We start from the raw sequence: 20,656 nt of genomic DNA on the forward strand, positions 1-20,656 counted from the left end.
CATGAATCGTTTTCTGGCCTCTCGCGGATTCATGTCGGTGCTGGCGGTTGTGATCCTGTGTCTGATACTGCTCATCGCCTATTTGACCCTGATCACGCCACCGAAGAAGATGCGCAGTTACTGCGCCAACATGCCCGACACGGTCGGCTTGTATGCCGGAAACCATGTCACCGTTCGCGGGGTCACGGTGGGGACGGTGACGCGCATCGAGCCACGGGGTGATTCGGTGTATGTCGCGTTCGACGTGGAGGCGGATCATCCGCTGCACGGTGATCTGGCGGCAACCACTCTGTCCGACACGATCGTCGCAGACCGCTCGCTCGCGCTTATCGAGGACAGCGATGCCGCCGCGGAGTGGGATTCACACCGCTGTATCTCGCGAACCATGACACCGAAGAGCATGACGCAGACGCTCGACGCGGTGGGCAAGCTCAGCAGTGAACTCTCCAATGGAAATGCCCCGGGGCAGCAGGGGCAGCTTTCCGATGAGATCTCCGCCCTCGATACCGCTCTGTCGGGCACCGGTCCGGAAATGAACGACACGATCATGAGGCTCGGCCGCGCGCTCGATTCACCAAATGCGGCGATCGGGCATATCGGAGCACTCACCGACTCGATGCGCTCGTTGACCGACAGCGTTGCCGGAGGATGGGGGGACATCGAATCCATGATCACGCGGCTGGCACCCGGTCTCACGGTCATCGACCATGGAATCTTCCAGCGCACGGTATCGATCATCGACTCGTTGCGGACCATCGTTCCGTGGCTGAACGAACTCACGACGATGTTCGGCAAGCAGATTCTTCAGGTTCTCGACGCGACCGTGCCACTGGCTCGCCTCGCGGGCGCCAACGTCGGATCCTTGAAGGACATCGTCGACATGACTCCGCCGCTCGTTCAGGCATTCCGAGACGTTTTGGATCCCAACAGCGGCAAGCACGTGCTGACCTATGCGTCGCCCCGGGTGGCGTTGCCGCAACCGGACGCGGACAAGGTGTGCGCGGCCGTAGGCGTCATCGCGCCCGGGCGTTGCGATTCCGCCGTGGGTGGTCTGACGAATCTTTCCCTGGCCGGTGTGGTGCTGGGCGCAGCGGGGGCACAGCGATGAATCAGCGTAGGAATACAGCTGCACGGACGCCGCGTGGACACGGGCGGCGCGCGGTGTTGGCGGCGATCGCGGCGATTGCGGCAGCCTTGTGCCTGGTCTCAGGTTGCGGATTCGACCCGTCGGCCGTCTCCGTCCCAGGATCGGGTATCGCCGGGCCCAAGTACGGGCTGCGGATCGAATTCGCGAACACCCTGAACCTGCCCTCCCGGGCAAAGGTGACGGTCAACGGTCTTCGCGCGGGGATCGTGCGCGACATGACGCTGATCGATGCCGGAAATGGACACGACAGCTATGTGGTCGTCGACGTCGACATCATGTCCTCTGTCCAGCTGCCTGTCGGTACGACGGCCGAGCTGCGGCAACCCACGATTCTCGGCGACGTCTCCATCGCGCTGACCACACCGCCGTCCGGTGGTGGGGCGACCCTCGCGCCCGGGGCAACCATCGGGCGTGCCCAGACGAAACCGCTGCTACAACTCGAGGACACGATGAACGTGATGGCGGCGTTCGTGCAGGGCGGAGGGATTCAGCGGGCGCAAGAGATCATCAACCGCGCGAATGCGATCCTTCCCTCCGATCCCAAGGACACAGCTTCCATATCAGAGGTTCTGGGTTCCGATATCAAAGACCTGGCTGCGCACGTGGACGCTGTTGATTCTGTGCTCGATGGACTGCGCGGTGATACCGAGGTCATATTGCGCAGAACTCCGGATCTGGACTATCTCCTTACCGACGCCGGGGTCGACCAGGCAGCCGCGTCTATGACCTCGATGATCGGACTGATCACGCTCTACGACGGATTCAAGCTCCTGACCGAGTCGCTGCGCTGGGTGGGGCCGTTGGCACAGTCCGGCGCAGCGGCTGCGCGAGCGTTCGTCCCGCTGCTCTTCACGTCGCGGCCGCTGGACCTCTCTGCCCCTTCGAATTTGAACAAGATCGTGTCGATTCTTCACGACGAAGTCATTCCATTTGCCGAACATGAACCGAAGGTCAATATCACGGGGGTTCAAGTGGGAAACGATTCCGGGGCAGCTCGAGTGTCCGACAATGATCGGATAAACAGTATTCTCACAGCGTTGCACGCGATCGGAGTCGTCCGATGAAGCCGAGTTCGGTCATCTCGCTTGCCGCGATTGCGTCGGTACTGGTCTTCGGTATCGGTTATCTGGCAATCGGTGTACTCAGAATCGAATGGTTCAGTACCCGTACACACGTCACCATGGCGCTGCCCGAGGCCGGAAGCTTGAAGTCGGGCTCGCCCGTATTATTGCGGGGGGTCAAAGTGGGAAGGATCGTTGCGATCGAGAAGGCTGTTCGCGGAGTCGAAGTGAAACTGGATCTCGATTCCGCGTACCGAATACCTGCCTCCGGCACCGCGACCGTCGAAGATCTCTCGGCGCTCGGCGAGCCGTATATCGAATTCGCGCCGAAAAGCAGCGACGGCCCCTACCTCAGGGATGGCCAGCGCCTTGAATCGGCACAGGTGGTGTTGCCGCGATCGATACCTGACGTCGCGCAAACAGTCACCGACTTGCTGAAACAGCTGAACCCGCAGGCAATCAGCGACATCGTGAGAACACTGGATCAAGCCTTGACAGGAACGCAAGCGGTGATGCCCAAATTGGCTGCGTCGACCACTCTGCTCTCGGAAACGATTCTCAGCAGGTCACCCGCGATTCGGCAGATTCTCGTGAACCTGCAGACCATGGGTTCGGACATGGACTGGGCCGGGCCGTCCATGACCGCCGCGGGCCCACTGTGGGAGGAAGCGGGCACTTGGGGTGCGCTCATCGCCGATTCCATCGCCCGGCTGGCCAGAATCGGCAACATGCCCGAGGACTACATGCAAGGAAACGGCGTCGTCCCATTTCTCGGGAAGGTGGGTGACTATCTGGATCGCATCGGGCCCGAGCTGCGGCAGCTGGCACCGACCATTCAACCGCTCGCCGAGAGTGCGAAGTCGTCCATGCCGCAGATCGACCTCAGCGATCTGATCGCACGCGCACTGAGTGCGACCGGCGAAGACGCGATACAAGTGCATATCGGCGTCAAGTAATCCAGACATGGTGAGTGACAGGAGTGAATCAATGCTTACCGAAACCGTCGCAGAGACCGATGAACGCGAAAAGGAATCCCCAGCGAAGAGCCGGAATACCGGGAAGGTCAAAGCCGCGGAACGGCGAGAGGGGGCGTCTCGCGGGGTGACGTTCTCGATCGGCATGCGTTCCATTCTCGTCGGCGGGGTGATCGCTGTGCTGATCGTCGCATTGTCTGCAACCATCCCTTTGTGGCTGACCGCAAGAGGCGAGTTGCATGATCGTGACGTTGCCGCAGCGGCGCAGAAGCATGCCGAGAGGGTTGCTTCGGATTATGCGATCGGCGCGTCGAATATTGACTACCACAATTTCGACAATTGGGTGCACAGCCTGAAGTCGAATACTTCGCCTGCGCTGTCCAATAAGTTCGACGCCACCGCGCCTCAGCTGAAGGACATCATCGTCCCGCTCAACTGGACTTCGAAGGCAACGGCTATCAGTTCCGCTTTGAAGTCGGAGAACGCCGGGGTCTACGTGGTCAACGTCTTCTTGAACGTGACTTCGACCAGCGCGCAGACGCCCGAGGGGGCGCAAACCACCGTGACCTACACGGTCACAGTGGACAAGAACTCCGATTGGAAGATCACCGATGTCGGTGGCGTCGACGCGGCTCTTCCCGCGAAATAGATGATGCGATCCTGATAAGGAACAGAAGATATGACATCAACATCCGTAACAGTGGCGCGTCCGCACCGGTACGTTTTGAAACGAACAGTCGACCCGACCCTGCAGATCGCGGAGTGGGGATCGGCGACACCACGGGTGACGATCGTGCTCGCGCACGGGCTGGCGTTGTCTCTCGAGAGCTGGGAGGACGTGGCCCAGCTCATCGTCGCGGCCGATCCAACCGTCCGCGTCCTCGCCTACGATCATCGCGGGCACGGCGAATCTCAGGTCGGGGCACCGGCGACGCTCGAGATTCTCGCCGACGATCTCGCGGACGTCATCGACCGGCTGGTACCGACAGGCCCCATCGTCGTCGGCGGTCACTCGATGGGCGGAATGACGTTGATGGCCTTGGCGGAACGGCATCCCGAATTGGTCGCCGCCCGAATCGCCGGTGTCGCGTTCGTCGCGACCGGTGCCGGCGACATCCTGCGGCACAGGTCGCGCAACAGATTCTGGGCGTGGCTGCTGTCGCTGGCGTTGGCCGCGGCACCCTTCCTGGTCATTCCGACACACCCGCTGTTCGTCACCCGCCAGCTGACCCGCGGTGTGCTGTTCGGTGCGGGATCCTCCAGCCACGACAGGAACCGGGCGATCAGGCAGTTGGCTCGCAGCGATCCCCGGACCGTCGCCGCTCTCACGCGGTCGATTCTGTCTCACCATCGTTACGCGATGCTCGAGCGATTCGACTGCCGCTCTGTCGTCCTGGTGGGCTCGCGCGATCAGCTGACACCTGTGCACCACGCTCGCGCAATTCGTCATCGCCTCAGCGATTCCTTCCTCGCTGTGTATCCGAGGGCAGGCCACTACCTGCCGTATGAGCGGTGCGGTGAGGTTGCCGCCCACCTGCTCGGATTGACCCTGCCCTCCGTGGCTACCGAGCGTGACGCCGCATGAGCGCACGCGACACACCAACGCCGGCTTGATCGAATATTGGGGAGCGCCGATGCTGAGCACGATGATGGACGAGCAACTGTCGCTGGCGACGCTATTGCGCTACGCCACCACTTTCCAGAGAGACAGCACGGTATCGACATGGACCGGTGACGGCGTTCGGACCATGACCTACCGCGAACTCGGGCTTGTCGGGGCCCGGCTGGCGAACGCGTTGCGTGACCTCGGCGTCAGGGCAGGCACCCGAGTCGGCACCTTCATGTGGAACAACAACGAGCACATGGCCGCTTACATCGCGGTTCCCGCGATGGGCGCGGTGTTGCACGCCTTGAATATCAGGCTCTTTCCCGAGCAGCTGATCTATGTCGCGAATCATGCCGAGGACGAGATAGTGCTCGTCGACGGCTCCCTGGCCCCGATGTTCGCACGGTACCTGCCCTACCTGCGAACCGTGCGCCACGTCATCGTCATCGACGACGAGAAGCCCGAGATCGCCGCGCCCCCTGGCGCAGTGATTCATCGTTGGGCCGATCTGCTTGCGGCGCAACCGGATACGTTCGAATTTCCTGAGATCGACGAACGCTCGGCAGCGGGTATGTGCTACACGTCGGGAACGACCGGTGATCCGAAAGGCGTTGTCTACTCACACCGCTCGAACTGGCTGCATGCCATGCAGGTCATTTCTCCCAACGGAATGGGCTTCAGTGCGGCGGACACCGTCCTTGCGATCGTGCCGTTGTTTCATGCCAACGCCTGGGGAATCCCCTACGCGGCCCTCATGTCGGGTGCGAATGTGCTGATGCCGGACCGCTTTCTGCAAGCGGAGCCGCTGCTCGAGATGATGGCCGCGGTGCGGCCGACCTTCGCAGCGGCCGTACCGACCATCTGGTCAGGGGTTCTGGCGCGCTTGCGGGAGCAGCCGCAGAACATCTCACACCTGCGGACGGTCGTTGTTGGAGGTTCCGCGGTCCCGGAGTCGATGATGCGGGCCTTCCAGGAGGAGTACGGGGTCTCCTTGCTTCAAGCGTGGGGTATGACCGAGACCTCCCCGCTCGGTTCCGTGGCACATCCTCCCGCGGGGCTGGACGACACGGCGGAGTGGGCATATCGGTCGACCCAGGGGCGTTTTCCCGCCATGGTGCGTGCGCGGCTCGTCGCGGCGGACGGGACCGTCGTGCCCAATGACGGAGAGTCCTTGGGGGAGTTGGAAGTCCGCGGACCCTGGGTCACCGGTGCCTACTATTCGCCCGGCGGAGGCTCGGTCGACGCCGAAAAATTCGACGACGGGTGGCTTCGTACGGGTGATATCGGGAAGATCAGCGCGGACGGGTTTCTCACGCTCGTCGATCGGTCGAAGGATGTCATCAAGTCCGGCGGGGAGTGGATCTCGTCGGTCGATCTGGAGAACGCGATCATGGGCCATCCGGCGGTCGCCGAGGCGGCTGTGATCGGCGTCTCGGACGAGACTTGGGGTGAGCGTCCGCTGGTCGCGGTGGTCCGGCGTCCGGGGGTCTCCGCGGAGCCGGAGGAGTTGCGCCGGTTCTTGTCGGGGAGTTTTGCGAAATGGCAGTTGCCCGAACGCTGGGCATTCATCGGTGAAGTCCCCAAAACGAGCGTGGGAAAGTTCGACAAGAAGCGGTTGCGGGCGCAGTTCGCCGCGGGTGAACTCGTGGTCATAGTGACCGAATAGTCGAGGCACGAACGAACGAACCGCCCGGATATCGTGCCGGGCGGTTCTGCTTTCCTGGAGCGGCGCTGCCATCGCAGCAGTTTCGGACGTCTGCCGCCGGTTCAGCCGTCGACCGACACCCTGGAGTTGGATAGACGTTTCCGCATAATGCGGCACCCACGGGAGGCGCTGGCCGCGAAGAGGTGGTGTCAATGTGCGGGTTCAGGAGTTCGTTGACCGATCAGGTCCAGGACTTTGTTGTCGGGTTCATCACAGCCGCAACGGTTTTGGGACATTGTTGACGGTCGGTCGTTGATCATCTTCGGGTGGTCGACGAGGTTGACGGTGAAAGCCGGGTTCCGGACCAGCGGCAGTGGCGGGCCGAGCATCGGTATCGCGCCGTGCGTGAGGTGCTCGACGGCGCGCCGGTGGCGGAAGTGGCACGTCAGTACGGGACTTCACGGCAGGCGTTGCATACGTGGCTGCGCCGATTCGAAGCCGACGGGCAGGCGGGGCTGGTCGAGCGGTCGCGGCGGCCCAAGACATCGCCGACGCGGTTGCCGGCGGAGCTGGAGTCGATGATCTGCGAGATGCGGCGGGTGCATCCGCGGTGGGGTGCCCAGAGGATCGCGCACGAGCTGGCGGTGCGTGGCGTCGCCGAGGCTCCGTCGCGCAGCACGGTGTATCGGGTGCTGGTCCGCAATAGTCTTGTGCAGCACCAGGAACAGAACCATCGGCGCAGCTATCGACGCTGGCAGCGTGAGGCGCCGATGCAGCTGTGGCAGCTCGACATCATGGGCGGCCTGTTCATAGCCGACGGTCGGGAAGCGAAGCTGGTCACTGGCATCGACGATCACTCGCGGTTCATCGTGATCGCCCAGGTGATCGTCGAGCAGTCCGGGCGAGCAGTCTGCCAGGCGTTCACCGAGGCGATGAACCGTTACGGTGTTCCGGCGGAAGTGTTGACCGACAACGGAAAACAGTTCACCGGCCGGTTCACCAAGCCGTTTCCGGTCGAGGTGATGTTCGAGCGCATCTGCCGGGAGAACGGCATCCTGCAACGACACACCAAACCGCGCTCACCCACTACGACCGGGAAAATCGAAAGGTTCCACGGCAGTTTGCGCCGGGAACTACTCGACGACTGCGGCCCGTTCGAATCGCTGGCCGCCGCGCAGCGCGCGATCGACGCCTGGACGCATGTCTATAACCATTCACGTCCGCACCAGGCGCTGAAAATGGCCACGCCGTTCTCTGTGTTCCGGCCAGTTCCCGGCATCGAACCACCACAAGAGCCGGCCGTGACCGAGCCGCCGCGAGTTCCGTTGCCCCAGCCTCGATTCCACGACGAGGACACGTCGATCGAGACCCAACCGGTCGAGCTCGACATGGTCATCTCACCGGCCGGGCGGCTCTGCCTGCCCGGCGCCAAGAGCGACATGAAATTCCCCGCCGCGCTCGGCGGACACCCGGTCACGGTCTGGGCCGGAATGCACAGCATCCATGTCACCCTCGCTGGCGAGATCATCCGCACGCGGCAGTCTCGCCTGACGGTCGAGGATCTGGCGGTTCTGCGGCTACGGGGCCGCCCGGCCGGGCCCGAGCCGTCGGGTTCTGCGGTCCCGCGTGGCGCTGTTCCGACCGGCACCGCAGTCGAGATCGACCGGATCGTCACTCGCGACGGCGACGTCACCGTCGCCGGACAACGACTCAAGCTCGGCATCTACCTATCCGGGCAACAGGTCACGCTCCGGCTGGACCGCCACCTGGCCCACGTGATCGCCGACGGGCACCTGGTCAAGACGCTTCCTTCACCGATTTCCCCGGAACAGGCCAGCCGCCTCAACGGATCGCGCGCCGTCACAGGCCCGCTGCCGCCGGCCCGGCAGGGCGCGATCAAGCTCATACGCACCATCCCTGCTGACGGCATCACCCAGGTGGCAGGGCAACGGCTCCGCGTCGGCCGCGCGCACGCCGGCAAGACCGTCGTCGTTCTCGCGGAGGACACCGTCTTCAGGGTCCTGCACAACGACATCGAAATCAGCACGCACGTCCGCAAATCCGACAAGCGGATCACCTACCTGCGAGCCACCCGCCGACCACGCGGCAAGGATGTCCCGAACCCGCCAACCTGAACCCTGAACCTGTCAATGAAGTCCCGAACCTGTCAGAGATCCCCTGGACCCGAAACGTCAAGGAAGTCCTGAACCCTCACACTGTGCGGGTTCAAAGGCTTGGCGTATCGGGGCCCGTTGCAGGCAGCCGTCCGGGTTCTGCCTGGGGCCAGCGGAATCAGAACCAATGCCCCCACGAGGCTGATCAGCGACAGTGCCAGCACTGAGTGCTGAACTCCGGCCCAGAATGCGGTCTTCGCGTAGTCGGCGAGCGGCGCGGCGGAAGGCCCGGCACGTTTGGCGACTTCGAGTGCCCCGGCGAGCGAGCTCCGCACGGGCCCGCGAGCCGGTTCGGGAAGATATTGCATCGCATTCGCGATTCGGGAGCTGTAGTTCGCTGACAAGATACTGCCCGCTACCGCAATCCCGATCGCCGCGCCGATCTCCCGCGTCGCGTCGTTGACCGCCGCCGAGACTCCGTGCTTCTCGGCCGGCGTGTCCATCATGATCGCGTTGGTCGACGGCGCCGCGGAGATGCCCAGGCCCGCGCTCATGATCAGCAATGGCCACAACACATCCACGTAGGACGAATGGGTGTCGAGTCGGAGCAGTGCGACCAAGCCGATCGCGATCGTGAGGAGTCCCGCCGCCGTCGTCATCCGAAGTCCCACTCGTGCGGCGATCGTCGGCGACACCAACGACATCGCGACAAGAGGGACCACCATCGGCGCGAGAGCGACGGCCGATTTGAGAGGACCGAATCCCAGAATGAGTTGGAAATGCTGAACCAGCAGGAACATCACACCGAAGGTGACCAGAAACTGGATGGTGATGGACAGCGCGCCGCTCGCAAAGCCCCGGCGACGAAAGAGCCGAACATCCAGCAACGGGTTCTCGGCTCGGAGCTCGGTCAGGATGAACGCCACGATACTGAGCACTCCACAGCCCCCGAGGATGAGGACGCGAGTATCGGTCCACCCCCTGGACGGGGCCTCCATCACCGCGAACACGGCGGTGCCGATGCTCAGTACCACCCAGAACATGCCGCGAATCTCCAGTCGTGGCCTGTCGGAGTCCTGCGATTCGGGCACCGTGAAGGCGAATGCCAGCAGTGTCAGGGCAACGGCGGTCATGCCCAGGAAGATCGAATGCCAGGACCATCGAATCAGCAGCAGCCCGGATCCGACCATCCCGATGACGCCGCCCGATCCGGCGACACCCGCCCATACGCTGACCGCGTGTGCTCGCCGCGCGTCTGGCAGGCTCGCGGTCAGTATCGACAGCGTGGCCGGCATGACGAACGCGGCTCCCGCCCCCGCCACCGCCCGGGACGCGATCAACCAGGCCGGATTGTCGACGATCAGTGGTATCGCCGACGCGGCCGCGAAAACGGCCAATCCGATCGTCAGGACCCGCCGACGGCCGTAGCGATCGCCGATCGCCCCTCCCGGCAGTACGAGACAGGCGAGGACCAGCGTGTATCCGTCGACCATCCAGGTGAGCGCCCCCTGGTCCGCTCCGGTGTCGAGGGCTACGGCAGGTAATGCAGTGTAAAGCGCGGCCATGGCGGCTACCACCAGCGCCACAGCGGCGCACGTCACCACCAGGGTCCAAGCCGCCGACCTTCTTATGGCCGAGAGGTCTCCGAAACTGATCATCTTGTTCTTTCGCTGCATGGTAAGTCGTATTCGCCGTGGCTGCGTCTCGCAGGTACGCCGCGGCTCAGCTCTCGGTTCCTTCGATCTCCTCCAGGGAGGACGGCACGTGATAGGGCGGGCGGCCGCGGCCCTGGATCCGATACCGGCCCCAGAAGTCTCGGTCGCCGAGCGTCGCCGCCGCCTCGCCTCCGGACGTCCTGATCACCACCGATCGTCTGCGACCCTGCAGCAGTTCGTCGATGGCGTCGTTCTGGCGCACGCGCCCATACCAGCAGAAGCGGCCGTCGATGGGTTGGAAGAAACCGCGGAGCTCGACCTGAACATCGATCTCGTGGCTTGTGATGATCACCGTCGCGGGGCCGATGAAATCCGAATCATCGTGCGGTCCATGGGTATTCATTGGAACTACCTCCTTGTAGTGAGATCCCCGTCGGACTGCGCGGCAGGTCGACTTCGGTAGAGCGGACCGATGCTCGCGAGTCGGGGACGAGATGGCGCCGACTGCTTGACAACCGGGTCCGCCGTGGCTCAAAGTTACCTCATACTCGGAGTATCCGCTACTTGCCGTAATGGCAACTTTGGACGATCCGAGTTGCCGTGGCGGGTGCACGGACCCGTATCGGATACATCGATGCCGAAGTCATCGGCCTAGTCGAAAGATGGACAAATGACCACGAGTGAAGTTCGGGCGCCGATCATGAAATCACCGGCCGTCACTACCGACGGCATGGCGCGGGTAAGCGGTCGTCGTCCCGTCGATCTGCAGCGATCGGCAGGACGGTTGCTCAAGGCATCCGCCGAGAAGTTCTACGACGCCGAAGTCGACATCGATTGGGAAAGCCCATGGATGCCGGACAAGGGGTGGTTTCCCGAGCACCGCCTGTCGCTCTACGGCACGTCGCTGTGGAACCGGCTATCCGACGAACAGAAGATCGAGCTCGGCAAACACGAACTCGTCAGCATCCTGAGCTTCGGAATCTACGCCGAAAACCTGCTGAGCATGGCGCTGCTCAGGTTGAACACCACCGGCGACCTCGTCGACAACAAGGCGTTGTATGCGCTCGCGGAGGTCGGCGACGAGAGTCGGCACTCCACGATGTTCGCGCGATTGATCCTGAAGACAGGGATCGCGCCCTACAAGCTTCCCCGAGGGTTCCTGTCGCTGGCGAAGATCCTGCATTTCATCCCGCTCGGCCCATCCATCCAGGGCGCGACCCTCTTGATCGAAGAGATACTCGACCGCGCGCAACGTGAAGCGATGAACGATGAACGACTGCAGCCGCAGGTTCGACAGCTGATGCGAATCCATGTGCTCGAGGAAGCCCGCCACATCACGTTCGCGCGGAGCGAGCTGGTCGAGGGAATGCGGGCCCGAGGGCGATTCACGCGGGCATGGCATCGAGGTGCCCTCGCCGTCATCGCCAACTTGGCGTACCCGATTCTGATCAACCCCAGGCTGTACCGGACGATCGGGGTGCACCCGCTGCGGGGGTTCATCGCTTGCCAGTTCGGCCCGCACTATCGGGAAAATCTCCAGTTCATGTCGGAGCCGATGATTCGATTCTTCGATGACGCCGGCATGATCGAAGGTCGCTTCACGATGTTTCTGTGGCGCCTGACGAGGAGCCTCCCCGAAGACATCGCGCAGCGATGACGAAGGCCGCGGCGCGATGAGCCGTTCACCTGCCGCGCGCCGCGGACCCCTCAACCGCGACCCCTTGTCGCAATTCCCCACGCGACCCGCATCTCGCGGTCGTGATACAGACCTTTCTGCGGTTCGCCCTTTCAGCGGCAACCCGCACCGGCCGGAGGAAGCCGATGAACAAGACCCGTTCTGCAAAGAACACACGCAAGACTGACGGCTCCGCGAACAGTGGAGCACAGGCCAGGGTGCATCGCACCGAAGTTCTCATTGTCGGAAGCGGATTCTCCGGCATGGGGATGGCGATTCAGCTGCTCAAAGCCGGAATCGACGACTTCTTGATGATCGAGAAGGAAGACGAGGTCGGTGGAACCTGGCGAGACAACACCTATCCGGGATGCGCATGCGACGTTCCGTCGCACATGTATTCGTACTCTTTCGAGCCCAAGCCGGACTGGAGTTATCTGTGGGCAGGCCAGGAAGAGATTCAGGAGTACCTTCGAGGTATTGCACAGAAGTACGATCTGTATCGTCGTACCCACTTCGGTCGGACGCTGCAATCCGGATACTGGGATGCCGGTGACTCCACGTGGCACCTGGTGACGTCGGATGGACACGAATACGTATCGCGATTCCTGGTGTCAGGGGTCGGAGCGCTGCACATTCCCAGCATCCCTGAAATCACCGGGCAAAAGAAATTCTCCGGGGACGTCTTCCACTCGGCGCAGTGGGACCACGAGGTTTCATTGCGGGGCAAACGTGTCGCGGTGGTCGGGACCGGAGCGAGCGCGATCCAGTTCGTTCCCGAGATCGCCAAGGTTGCCGCCGAACTTCACGTCTACCAGCGGACACCGGCGTGGGTGCTGCCCCGGCGGAACATCAAGATCCCGCGCCCGGTGCGCGCCGCATTCACCCACGCGCCGATTCTGGCGAAGGCGTTGCGGGCGGCAGTGTATTGGTCGGCCGAATCGCTATCGATCGGTTTGAACGGGCACTTCAATCTCATGCGTCCACTCGAGAACATCGCGAAGTGGAACATCGCGCAGGGAATCGATGATCCGGCATTGCGTGCAAAGCTCACGCCCACCTATCGCATCGGGTGCAAACGAATTCTCGGATCCAGCGAATACTATCCGGCGCTGAATCGTCCGACCACCACGGTCATCACCGACGGGATCGCCGAGATCACCGAGGATGCGATCGTGTCCAGGACCGGCGAAACTCGACCGGCCGACGTGATAATCTACGCGACCGGATTCCATGTCACGGACGGGTTCGAGAGTCTCCGTCTCAAGGGCGCCTCGGGTCGGGAACTCGCGTCGGTCTGGGCTGACGAAGGCATTCAGACACACCTCGGAATAACCACGGCTGGTTTCCCCAATTTGTTCTTCTTGCTCGGGCCGAACACCGGTCTCGGCCATAATTCCGTGGTCTTCATGATCGAGTGTCAGATTCGATACATCGTCTCTGCCATCAGGCTCGCGAACGAACGCGGATCCGGGGCACTCGAGGTGCGCGAGCCGGTCCAGCATCAATTCAACAATGACATTCAGCGGAAATTGGTGAAAGGCGTGTGGAGCAGCGGCGGGTGCACCAGTTGGTACCTCGACGCGCAGGGCGTGAACCGCACCGTCTGGCCGGGTTTCACCTGGCAGTACTGGCGGCGGACGCGGAAACTCGCGGCTGCGGACTTCGCGTTCTTCGGCGAGCGGTCGGTCGCGCGTCGCGGAACCGCGATCGCGAGCGAGTCCGGGAAGGAGAATCAGGCGGAATGAAGGATTTCGGAGACCGCGTCGTCTCGGTGACCGGGGCCGGATCGGGAATCGGGCGGGCGATCGCGCTTCGCCTGGCGGGCGAAGGCGCGCGCCTGGCCCTGGCCGACCTCGATGCTGAACGGGCGGAAGAAACCGCCGCCATGTGCGGCGCGTCCGGTGCTGAGAGCCGACACTACAAGCTCGACGTCGCCGATCGTCTGGCGTTCGAGAATTACCGGAATCGAGTCGTCGAGGACTTCGGCTCGGTCAGCATGGTGATCAACAATGCCGGTGTCGCGCTCGGGGCCGATGTTCTGGAGATGGACTGGAACGACTTCGAATGGCTCATCTCGATCAACTTCTGGGGTGTCGTCAACGGTACGAAGCTGTTCCTCCCGGACCTGATCGAATCGGGTGACGGGCACGTCGTGAACGTGTCCAGTGTATTCGGCCTGATGGCGATACCGAGTCAGAGTGCCTACAACGCATCGAAATTCGCGGTCCGCGGATTCACCGAGGCGCTGCGGCAGGAGATGAGGATCGGCCGTTTGCCGGTCGGGGTGACCTGTGTCCATCCCGGGGGCGTGCGCACCAACATCGTGCGAAATGCGCGGGGTGTGGGCGAAATCGGTGACCAGCAGAAGATTGTGGCCAGCTTCGACCGAATCGCGCTCACCACACCCGATCGCGCTGCGGAGCAGATCCTCAGAGGCGTTCGACGCAACAGACCGCGAGTTCTCGTGGGTCCCGACGCTGTGGGGTTCGATTTCGTCACGCGAGTGGTCGGGCCCAGATACCAGGACCTCAATGCGCCGCTGGCGCGTCTGGGGTACGCAATCGGTCGACGATCCGGCCTCATGAATAGCGAAAGCTGACATCGGTCCGCCGCCCGGGCCGGTATCGCGCCGAACCGGGCGCCGAACCGATATCGATGGAGAGAAGAATGTCCTCGAAAAGAAATATTCCATGCGAGCTAACCGTCAGCCAGGTCGTGCAAGAGACGGCCGACGCGATCTCGATATGGTTCGACGTTCCGGAGGGGCACTGGGAAACGTTCTCATACGATCCCGGGCAGTTTCTAACCCTGCGTATACCTGGTGTCGATGAGGGTTCGTCGGTCGCCAGATGCTATTCACTGTCCAGTTCTCCCCATGCTGAGGACACACTGGCCGTGACTGTCAAACGTACGGCCGATGGCTATGCGTCCAACTGGCTGTGTGATCACGCGGTGCCGGGAATGAAGATGACCGTGCTGCCTCCGAGCGGGCATTTCACGGCGAAAGACCTCGATGCGGATATGATCCTGTTTGCCGCCGGCAGTGGCATTACTCCGATCATTTCCATCATCAAGTCGTCTCTGCTCGAAGGCGGCGGTCACCTGATTCTCTTCTATGCCAATCAGAATGCTGAGAGCGCCATCTTCTACGAAGAACTGCGTCATTTGGCGAATCAGTTTCCGGAGCGATTCAGCCTGATCGAATGGCTGGAGATCCGGCAAGGGCTGCCGGATCGGCAAACGGTGGCCGATCTGTGCGCTGAGCATCGGAACCGTGCCTTTTTTTTGTGCGGCCCGGCGAAGTTCATGGATCTGGTAACCGATGCGGCACATCATGCCGATGTGCCGCATCGAAATCTCCATCGGGAAGTTTTCCAATCGTTGCGCACCGATCCCTTCGATGTCGACAACACCGTCTCGGAATCGATGACTACCGAGCGAGCGCATCTGGTGGTCTATCTCGATGGGGAGCGCGCCGAACTGGATTGGCCGAAAGACATCTCGCTCGTCGATATCCTTCTCAAAGAAGGCTTTTCGCCGCCGTACTCCTGTCGAGAGGGCGGTTGCGGTGCTTGTTTGTGTCGGGTCGTCGACGGCGATGTCGAGATGAAGGTCAATGATGTGCTCGTCGAGGACGACATCGAAGAAGGCGACCGGCTGGCGTGCCAGTCGGTGCCGGTGACGGACAGTGTGACAGTGACATTCGATTGATCGAAGGCGAGTTGTCCACGCCAGGTTTCATCGCTCTATCGGCCGACCGGCACGGTGTGCGGTGGTGGGTCATGTGCACTGGTAGGTCGCATGACCCATGGCGTACCATGGGTGCGATGACAGGTGCGCGGCAGAGGGTTCTGGAGGTCGGGAGCTCGGTGGTTCGGCGAGTTGACGCCCGTTCGAGCCGTTGGGCCGAGCATCGGGTCACGGTGCGGGCAGAGTTGGTCGATGCGGCCTATCGCGCATTCGGCAAGTACGGCCCTGATGCCAGCATGGACGATATCGCGCGCGAAGCCGGTGCTACCAAGCCGAAGCTATATCGTCACTTCAAGGATAAGCAAGGACTTCGCGCGGCCGTCGTCGAGCGTGCGAAAGATCTGATGTGGTCGAATATTCTGGCTTCGAGCGATTTTGCCACCGCGCCGATCGGTGAGGTGATGAGCCAAATTGTCGGACAGTATTCGGAATTGGTCGATGAGCACCAGAATGTCTTCCAGTTCCTCGTGCGTAGCCACTTCGATGATAATTCATCGGAAACGGACCAGGCTCTTGAAGACGCCCGCGAGTTGGCGGGCTTCATCGCGGGCCATTTCTCGGCAGTTCTTGAATCACTCGGAGCGGATACAACCGGTATCGATCTTGTAGTTCAATCGATCATCGGCGCGAGCCTGTCCGCGACAGATTGGTGGATAAACTCCCAAGCCGATCCCGAGACCGCAATGTCGCGTGTCGATTTCGCTGATAATCTGAGCGCGATCGTCTGGGGGATCATCGACGCTTCAGCGCAGGTGCGCGGTATTCGTATCGACCCGCGTCAGACACTGCGAATCGAGAACATCGAAACGGTCGACGTGAAGAGCTGAGTCTTAAATCATTGTTCGTTCTGGTCGACTACATCCATCACTTCGTTCGTTTTTCTGGCGGCATTCGCGGCGAGGAAATCGTCCACGAGTACAGTGCAGAACTGTTGATCGTTCGGTAGGCCGGTCACGAGTCGGTTGAAGATCATCGGACCGACGAACTGAGCAACCGCGGTGGTCGCCTCGATCGCGGGACGAAGTGATGCCCGGGCTGCCTCGCTCGCCAATATCGCGTCGAAGGGGCCACGATACTGCTCGATGATCCGGTGTCGCAGTGCCGTGAGGTGCGGCCGTGACGCATCGTCCTCGGTCGTCCGACGGTCCGCTTCGGGGTTGCTCATGCCCATCCACGAGAGCACGGTCAACTGCAACGGTGCCTGATCGATCAATCGGGCCTGGTCGCAAACGAGCGCGACCAGGCGCGATCGTAGTGAGCCGACCTCCGGGGCCGAGGCCACCGGAGGCAACAGTTGCTGGAAGGCCGCGGCGAGTAGTTCGGTACCGGAACCGAAGTGCCGGTAGAGGGTTGCTCGGGCAACTCCCGCCCGGCGAATTACGGCATCGATGGTCACAGCGTCCACGCCGCCCTCAGCCAGCAGTTCGGTGGCGGCATCGATCAGCCGGGCGCGCGAACGAGCCAGTCGTGGATCGGGCTCGCGTGCCTGTGAGGACGTGTCGAGTGGTGCGGGCATCACGCTCCCAGATCGATGGATTCGCCGGCGGCCGGTATCCCAGTATTACCCAACGTTATTATTGAACTAACAGTCTCCCTATGAGACTATTGGTCTCATAGGGAGACGCGTGGTGCCCTCGGGTGGAAACGCGGACATTTCAACTCGACTGATAGCGGAGAGCGGTCATGGATCTCGCGATGACGTGTTTGCTTGGGGCAGGTGTCTTCTGATGACGCGTGCCGAACCAGATGACCTGCTGCGCCAGATGTTGCTGACCGAATATGGCGAATCGGGCCCATACGAGGGCTACCGGTTGTTGCGTGAGACCGCGCCTGTGCTGGTGAGCGCTTCGGGCGTGGTGGTCTTGAGCCGATACGCCGACTGCCAGGCCGCGCTTCGGAATCGTCGACTGGGGAAGGCCGACGAATCGCTGGGATTCCGGCTCACCGATGTGCCGGAGGATCTGCAGCGAACGACATTGCATCGTTTCCGGCGCACAATGCTGTTCCGTAATCCGCCCGATCACGAGCGGCTGCGGCGTTTGGTCGCCGATGCGTTCACCCACCGCCACGTCGAACAGTTGCGTCCCCGAATCGCCGAACGCATCGACCATCTGCTCGATGCCGCGGCGGAGCGCGAACGGATCGACATCATCTCCGAGATCGCATTGCCACTGCCCGTGGCGGTGATCGGTGACCTGTTGGGAGTGCCCGAATCCGATCGCGCGGCGGCCGCTCCGCTCGTGCGGTGTTTGCTCGCGCCGCTCGAACCCGCTTCCGACACTGCGGCAATCCGACGAGCGGCGGATGCGGAAACGCAATTGGTCGAGTATTTCTCGACGCTGTTGGCCGAGAAGCGGACGGATCCGCAAGATGATCTTCTGAGCCGTCTCGCGATCGCGCGGGGTGCGGACGCCCTGGACGAGGATGAGATGGTCGGCTCGGCCATCCTGCTTTTCGCCGCCGGGTTCGAGACGACCACCAATCTGATCGGCAACGGGCTGGCCGCACTGCTCGCCCATCCTGATCAACTCGCCGCACTCCGCGACGAACCGGCGTTGGCGTCGAACGCGGTCGAAGAGCTTCTCCGTTATGACGCGCCGGTTCAGACCAACGGACGCACCGCGCTCGCCGATACCGCCATCGGTGATGTCTCCGTGCCGGACGGAACCGTCGTGCTGATGCTGCTGGGTTCGGCGAACCGCGATCCCGATCGCTATGACGACCCCGACATCCTCGACCTTCGCCGCCGCAATCCGGCCCCGCTGTCCTTCGGGTCGGGAATCCATTTCTGTCTCGGGGCTGCATTGGCCAGGACCGAGGCAATGGAGCTGTTCCCACGCCTTTTGGCGCGATTCCCCGGCTTGGCCGCGGACGGGGAGCCGGTGTGGCGGCCCGGGCTGTCATTCCGGGGTCTGGCGTCGTTGCCGGTGAGTTTGACGTGAGCGGATTGGTGCTCGCCTACCCCCACCGTCTGGGTGGCCATTGCGGTTCCGGCGCCCAGCGGGACCTACTCGCGTGGGCGGGGCTCGGCTGGAACGGGCCACCTTCGGAAGGCTTGACCTTCACCCTCAGCGGCGCGCTCGATTTCAGCTATCTGCGCTCGTCGGAATTGCGCCCTCCTCTCTACCTGGTCGGCCGAGGCTCCGATCTGGAGACCGATCTGCCGACGCGTCTCGGCGCAACCGTGGACGCGCGCTCGACTGACGATCCAGAACTCGGATGGAAGTGGGTGACCAACGAAATCGACTCCGGCCGACCGGTTATGGCGTGGGCGGATATCGCCGAACTGCCGTATCTGCGAGTGAAGTTGCGGATGAGCCGACACGACATCGTCGTGATCGGCTACGACGACGACGCGGAAATCGCCCATGTCGTCGACAACGACCGGGAGCAGACCCAACTGGTGCCCTATGCAGCGCTGGCGCGGGCCCGGGCATCGACGTCCTTCCCGGTTCCGACGAGGCACACGACGTTCCTTATCGAATGGCCGGAAGGTCTACCGCCGCTGCGGAATGTCGCCGCGGACGCCTTCCGTCAAATTGCTTCGACCATGGCCGACCCGGTCGTCAGTCGGGGGGGCACGGCCGGTGCGACCACCGGATTGCAGGGAGTGCGTGCGTTCGCCGAGGATCTCGATCGATGGCGGGCCGCCTTCAGCCCGGGGGCTCTCGACGAGATTCTGCGCTACCTCGCGGCTTTCATCGAGAAGGCCGGCACCGGCGGCGGGCTTTTCCGCCGGTTGCTCGCCGAAGGATGCTTCGAGATCGCCGCTGCGGTCGGCAGCCCCCAGGTTCTGCTCGCCGCGGGTAAGGCGCGAACCTGTGCTGAGTTGTGGACTGCGATTGCGACCGAAGCAATGCGGTCCGATCTGGACCCCGCGGAGCGCCTACACGCCATCCGCGGGATCGCGCACAGCGTCGTCGACGAGGAGGCCAACCTTCGTCGTGCGATCGAGGTGGCGGCCACTGCCCTCGATCGGCCGTCCACGTTTCGCGGAGGTCCACAGTGACAGCGGAATGTGATCCGGTGTCGCAGTGGACATCCCGCACGGAGGAAATCGGTCATTCGGTGCGGCGGAAGGCATCCGAGACGGTTGACGGCACATCGACGAGTTCACCGTAGTTCACGCGGAGAGCGTCGAGGATGTCGTCGAGCGGTAGGTCGTCGAACTGGCCGCGGTCGCGCAGGTATTCCATGTGCCGACTGCCATCGCCTGCGAAGGCGTGCAGCAGCGCGTCGTGTTCGCCGTCGAATTCGATCGGTTCTACACCGAAGCGCTCGCACAATTCGCGGTTGAAGGCGGGTGTGGCTTTGACCCAGCGTCCTTTCAGGAACATCTGGCTGTACCCGTGGTACACGAACACATCGGTACCGCCCATGCGCTGCCTCAGTGCTTCGGTTTGCAGGTGATTTCGAACGTCGGCGAATCCGAGCATGGCCGGTATTCCGACGGCGCGGCAGGCCGCGGTCAGGAGCACGGCTTTCGGTATGCAGTAGGCACGTTCGGACATGGCGACCACGCTGGCTCGGTACTGCCGAGGATCGCCGGCGACGGTGTACGGGTCGTACCAGATCGAGTCACGGACCGTGGTGAAGATTCGGATGGCCTGCTCGACGGGATCGACGGCGCCGTCGACCGCCGCGTGGGTGAATTCCTGGACGGCGGGGTGCTGCCAGTCCAGGAATTCGGTGGCTTGCAGATGGTCCACAGCGTTCATTCCTCGACGCTCAATGCGCCGGTGGGACATGCCGAGACCGCTTCTTCGATGAGCGCCCGATGGCATTCCGGCGGTTCGGGCTCCGCGAAGGTCGATTCCCGCTCGCTCGCACTGGATGCCCAGAACGCCGTCGAGGAGAGATCGGCCTCGTCGTAAGGGCGTGGGGGCCGACTTCCGGCCGAGCCGCAGGGTTCGGATGCTGTGTGGATCGTCATGACTGCTCCCGGGTGTAACCGCTGGGTACCGGCCAAGTATTTACAAAATATGCCATTCTGTCAAGATTTGAACAATGCCTATGTTCTTGTAAATCC

18 protein-coding genes are annotated in these 20,656 nt (G+C 62.7%); 14 read left to right on the plus strand and 4 right to left on the minus strand.

Annotated features, from left to right (window positions below; genetic code table 11):
• Position 1 precedes the first annotated feature (1 nt).
• From ACFYTQ_RS32470 to ACFYTQ_RS32500, 7 genes are all read left to right on the plus strand, one after another.
• The gene (locus ACFYTQ_RS32470) at positions 2-1,108 is read left to right on the plus strand and encodes an MlaD family protein (protein ID WP_082976710.1); all 1,107 of its coding nucleotides are present in this window, start codon (positions 2-4) and stop codon (positions 1,106-1,108) included.
• Between the two features lie 53 nt (positions 1,109-1,161).
• Positions 1,162-2,211 carry an MlaD family protein gene (locus tag ACFYTQ_RS32475; protein WP_223273897.1) on the plus strand — a complete coding sequence of 350 codons (1,050 nt, stop codon included), beginning with the start codon at positions 1,162-1,164 and terminating at the stop codon, positions 2,209-2,211.
• Positions 2,208-3,164, plus strand: a complete 957-nt coding sequence (locus ACFYTQ_RS32480; RefSeq protein WP_064909789.1) for an MlaD family protein — start codon at positions 2,208-2,210, stop codon at positions 3,162-3,164. The genes ACFYTQ_RS32475 and ACFYTQ_RS32480 overlap by 4 nt, the downstream gene beginning before the upstream one ends.
• 31 nt (positions 3,165-3,195) lie before the next feature.
• Positions 3,196-3,831 carry a hypothetical protein gene (locus ACFYTQ_RS32485; RefSeq protein WP_082976717.1) on the plus strand — a complete coding sequence of 212 codons (636 nt, stop codon included), beginning with the start codon at positions 3,196-3,198 and terminating at the stop codon, positions 3,829-3,831.
• Positions 3,832-3,861: 30 nt separating this feature from the next.
• Positions 3,862-4,767, plus strand: coding sequence for an alpha/beta fold hydrolase (locus ACFYTQ_RS32490; RefSeq protein ID WP_064902002.1), 906 nt, complete (start codon positions 3,862-3,864; stop codon positions 4,765-4,767).
• A 49-nt stretch (positions 4,768-4,816) separates the two neighbouring features.
• Positions 4,817-6,454, plus strand: a complete 1,638-nt coding sequence (locus ACFYTQ_RS32495; RefSeq protein WP_064909837.1) for a long-chain fatty acid--CoA ligase — start codon at positions 4,817-4,819, stop codon at positions 6,452-6,454.
• A gap of 305 nt (positions 6,455-6,759) precedes the next feature.
• Entirely contained in the window at positions 6,760-8,568 is a 1,809-nt protein-coding gene (locus ACFYTQ_RS32500) for an IS481 family transposase (RefSeq protein ID WP_064909791.1), read from the plus strand.
• A 32-nt stretch (positions 8,569-8,600) separates the two neighbouring features.
• Here ACFYTQ_RS32500 and ACFYTQ_RS32505 read toward each other — a convergent pair whose 3' ends face one another.
• Both ACFYTQ_RS32505 and ACFYTQ_RS32510 read right to left on the minus strand, forming a co-directional pair.
• The gene (locus tag ACFYTQ_RS32505) at positions 8,601-10,223 is read right to left on the minus strand and encodes an MFS transporter (RefSeq protein WP_223273898.1); all 1,623 of its coding nucleotides are present in this window, start codon (positions 10,221-10,223) and stop codon (positions 8,601-8,603) included.
• 46 nt (positions 10,224-10,269) lie between these two features.
• Positions 10,270-10,605: a DUF4873 domain-containing protein gene (locus ACFYTQ_RS32510; protein WP_064902000.1), complete on the minus strand. Its 336-nt coding sequence runs from the start codon at positions 10,603-10,605 to the stop codon at positions 10,270-10,272.
• A gap of 267 nt (positions 10,606-10,872) precedes the next feature.
• Between ACFYTQ_RS32510 and ACFYTQ_RS32515 the strand changes: the two genes are divergently transcribed.
• The 5 genes from ACFYTQ_RS32515 (at position 10,873) to ACFYTQ_RS32535 (ending at position 16,454) form a co-directional block, all read left to right on the plus strand.
• Positions 10,873-11,859, plus strand: coding sequence for a diiron oxygenase (locus tag ACFYTQ_RS32515; protein WP_181064693.1), 987 nt, complete (start codon positions 10,873-10,875; stop codon positions 11,857-11,859).
• Between the two features lie 164 nt (positions 11,860-12,023).
• Positions 12,024-13,622, plus strand: a complete 1,599-nt coding sequence (locus ACFYTQ_RS32520; protein ID WP_064909796.1) for an NAD(P)/FAD-dependent oxidoreductase — start codon at positions 12,024-12,026, stop codon at positions 13,620-13,622.
• The gene (locus ACFYTQ_RS32525) at positions 13,619-14,476 is read left to right on the plus strand and encodes an SDR family oxidoreductase (RefSeq protein ID WP_064909798.1); all 858 of its coding nucleotides are present in this window, start codon (positions 13,619-13,621) and stop codon (positions 14,474-14,476) included. The genes ACFYTQ_RS32520 and ACFYTQ_RS32525 overlap by 4 nt, the downstream gene beginning before the upstream one ends.
• A gap of 68 nt (positions 14,477-14,544) precedes the next feature.
• Positions 14,545-15,588: a ferredoxin--NADP reductase gene (locus ACFYTQ_RS32530; protein ID WP_082941119.1), complete on the plus strand. Its 1,044-nt coding sequence runs from the start codon at positions 14,545-14,547 to the stop codon at positions 15,586-15,588.
• A 116-nt stretch (positions 15,589-15,704) separates the two neighbouring features.
• Complete coding sequence (locus ACFYTQ_RS32535) at positions 15,705-16,454, plus strand: TetR/AcrR family transcriptional regulator (protein WP_064909839.1); 750 nt, start codon at positions 15,705-15,707, stop codon at positions 16,452-16,454.
• Between the two features lie 8 nt (positions 16,455-16,462).
• Here the strand turns inward: ACFYTQ_RS32535 and ACFYTQ_RS32540 are convergent, their stop codons facing one another.
• A complete protein-coding gene (locus ACFYTQ_RS32540) occupies positions 16,463-17,143 on the minus strand; it encodes a TetR/AcrR family transcriptional regulator (protein ID WP_064909800.1) in 681 nt (226 codons plus the stop codon).
• Positions 17,144-17,354: 211 nt separating this feature from the next.
• Between ACFYTQ_RS32540 and ACFYTQ_RS32545 the strand changes: the two genes are divergently transcribed.
• Positions 17,355-18,569 carry a cytochrome P450 gene (locus tag ACFYTQ_RS32545; RefSeq protein ID WP_064901995.1) on the plus strand — a complete coding sequence of 405 codons (1,215 nt, stop codon included), beginning with the start codon at positions 17,355-17,357 and terminating at the stop codon, positions 18,567-18,569.
• Positions 18,566-19,636: a BtrH N-terminal domain-containing protein gene (locus tag ACFYTQ_RS32550; RefSeq protein WP_064909802.1), complete on the plus strand. Its 1,071-nt coding sequence runs from the start codon at positions 18,566-18,568 to the stop codon at positions 19,634-19,636. Before ACFYTQ_RS32545 ends, ACFYTQ_RS32550 begins: the two co-directional genes overlap by 4 nt.
• Before the next feature lie 52 nt (positions 19,637-19,688).
• On the opposite strand, the gene ACFYTQ_RS32555 is transcribed toward ACFYTQ_RS32550, so the two are convergent.
• Complete coding sequence (locus ACFYTQ_RS32555) at positions 19,689-20,345, minus strand: transglutaminase family protein (protein WP_064909804.1); 657 nt, start codon at positions 20,343-20,345, stop codon at positions 19,689-19,691.
• Positions 20,346-20,656 lie beyond the last annotated feature (311 nt).

It is taken from the genome of Nocardia sp. NPDC004068 (genome assembly GCF_042874315.1).
Lineage (GTDB): Bacteria > Actinomycetota > Actinomycetes > Mycobacteriales > Mycobacteriaceae > Nocardia.

Coding starts and splice junctions, on each gene's coding strand:
- ACFYTQ_RS32525 (WP_064909798.1), top strand. CDS start 13,619: ATGAAGGATTTCGGAGACCGCGTCGTCTCGGTGACCGGGGCCGGATCG.
- ACFYTQ_RS32510 (WP_064902000.1), bottom strand. CDS start 10,605: ATGAATACCCATGGACCGCACGATGATTCGGATTTCATCGGCCCCGCG.
- ACFYTQ_RS32480 (WP_064909789.1), top strand. CDS start 2,208: ATGAAGCCGAGTTCGGTCATCTCGCTTGCCGCGATTGCGTCGGTACTG.
- ACFYTQ_RS32555 (WP_064909804.1), bottom strand. CDS start 20,345: ATGAACGCTGTGGACCATCTGCAAGCCACCGAATTCCTGGACTGGCAG.
- ACFYTQ_RS32530 (WP_082941119.1), top strand. CDS start 14,545: ATGTCCTCGAAAAGAAATATTCCATGCGAGCTAACCGTCAGCCAGGTC.
- ACFYTQ_RS32470 (WP_082976710.1), top strand. CDS start 2: ATGAATCGTTTTCTGGCCTCTCGCGGATTCATGTCGGTGCTGGCGGTT.
- ACFYTQ_RS32545 (WP_064901995.1), top strand. CDS start 17,355: ATGACGCGTGCCGAACCAGATGACCTGCTGCGCCAGATGTTGCTGACC.
- ACFYTQ_RS32540 (WP_064909800.1), bottom strand. CDS start 17,143: ATGCCCGCACCACTCGACACGTCCTCACAGGCACGCGAGCCCGATCCA.
- ACFYTQ_RS32495 (WP_064909837.1), top strand. CDS start 4,817: ATGCTGAGCACGATGATGGACGAGCAACTGTCGCTGGCGACGCTATTG.
- ACFYTQ_RS32520 (WP_064909796.1), top strand. CDS start 12,024: ATGAACAAGACCCGTTCTGCAAAGAACACACGCAAGACTGACGGCTCC.
- ACFYTQ_RS32490 (WP_064902002.1), top strand. CDS start 3,862: ATGACATCAACATCCGTAACAGTGGCGCGTCCGCACCGGTACGTTTTG.
- ACFYTQ_RS32505 (WP_223273898.1), bottom strand. CDS start 10,223: ATGCAGCGAAAGAACAAGATGATCAGTTTCGGAGACCTCTCGGCCATA.
- ACFYTQ_RS32535 (WP_064909839.1), top strand. CDS start 15,705: ATGACAGGTGCGCGGCAGAGGGTTCTGGAGGTCGGGAGCTCGGTGGTT.
- ACFYTQ_RS32485 (WP_082976717.1), top strand. CDS start 3,196: ATGCTTACCGAAACCGTCGCAGAGACCGATGAACGCGAAAAGGAATCC.
- ACFYTQ_RS32515 (WP_181064693.1), top strand. CDS start 10,873: ATGACCACGAGTGAAGTTCGGGCGCCGATCATGAAATCACCGGCCGTC.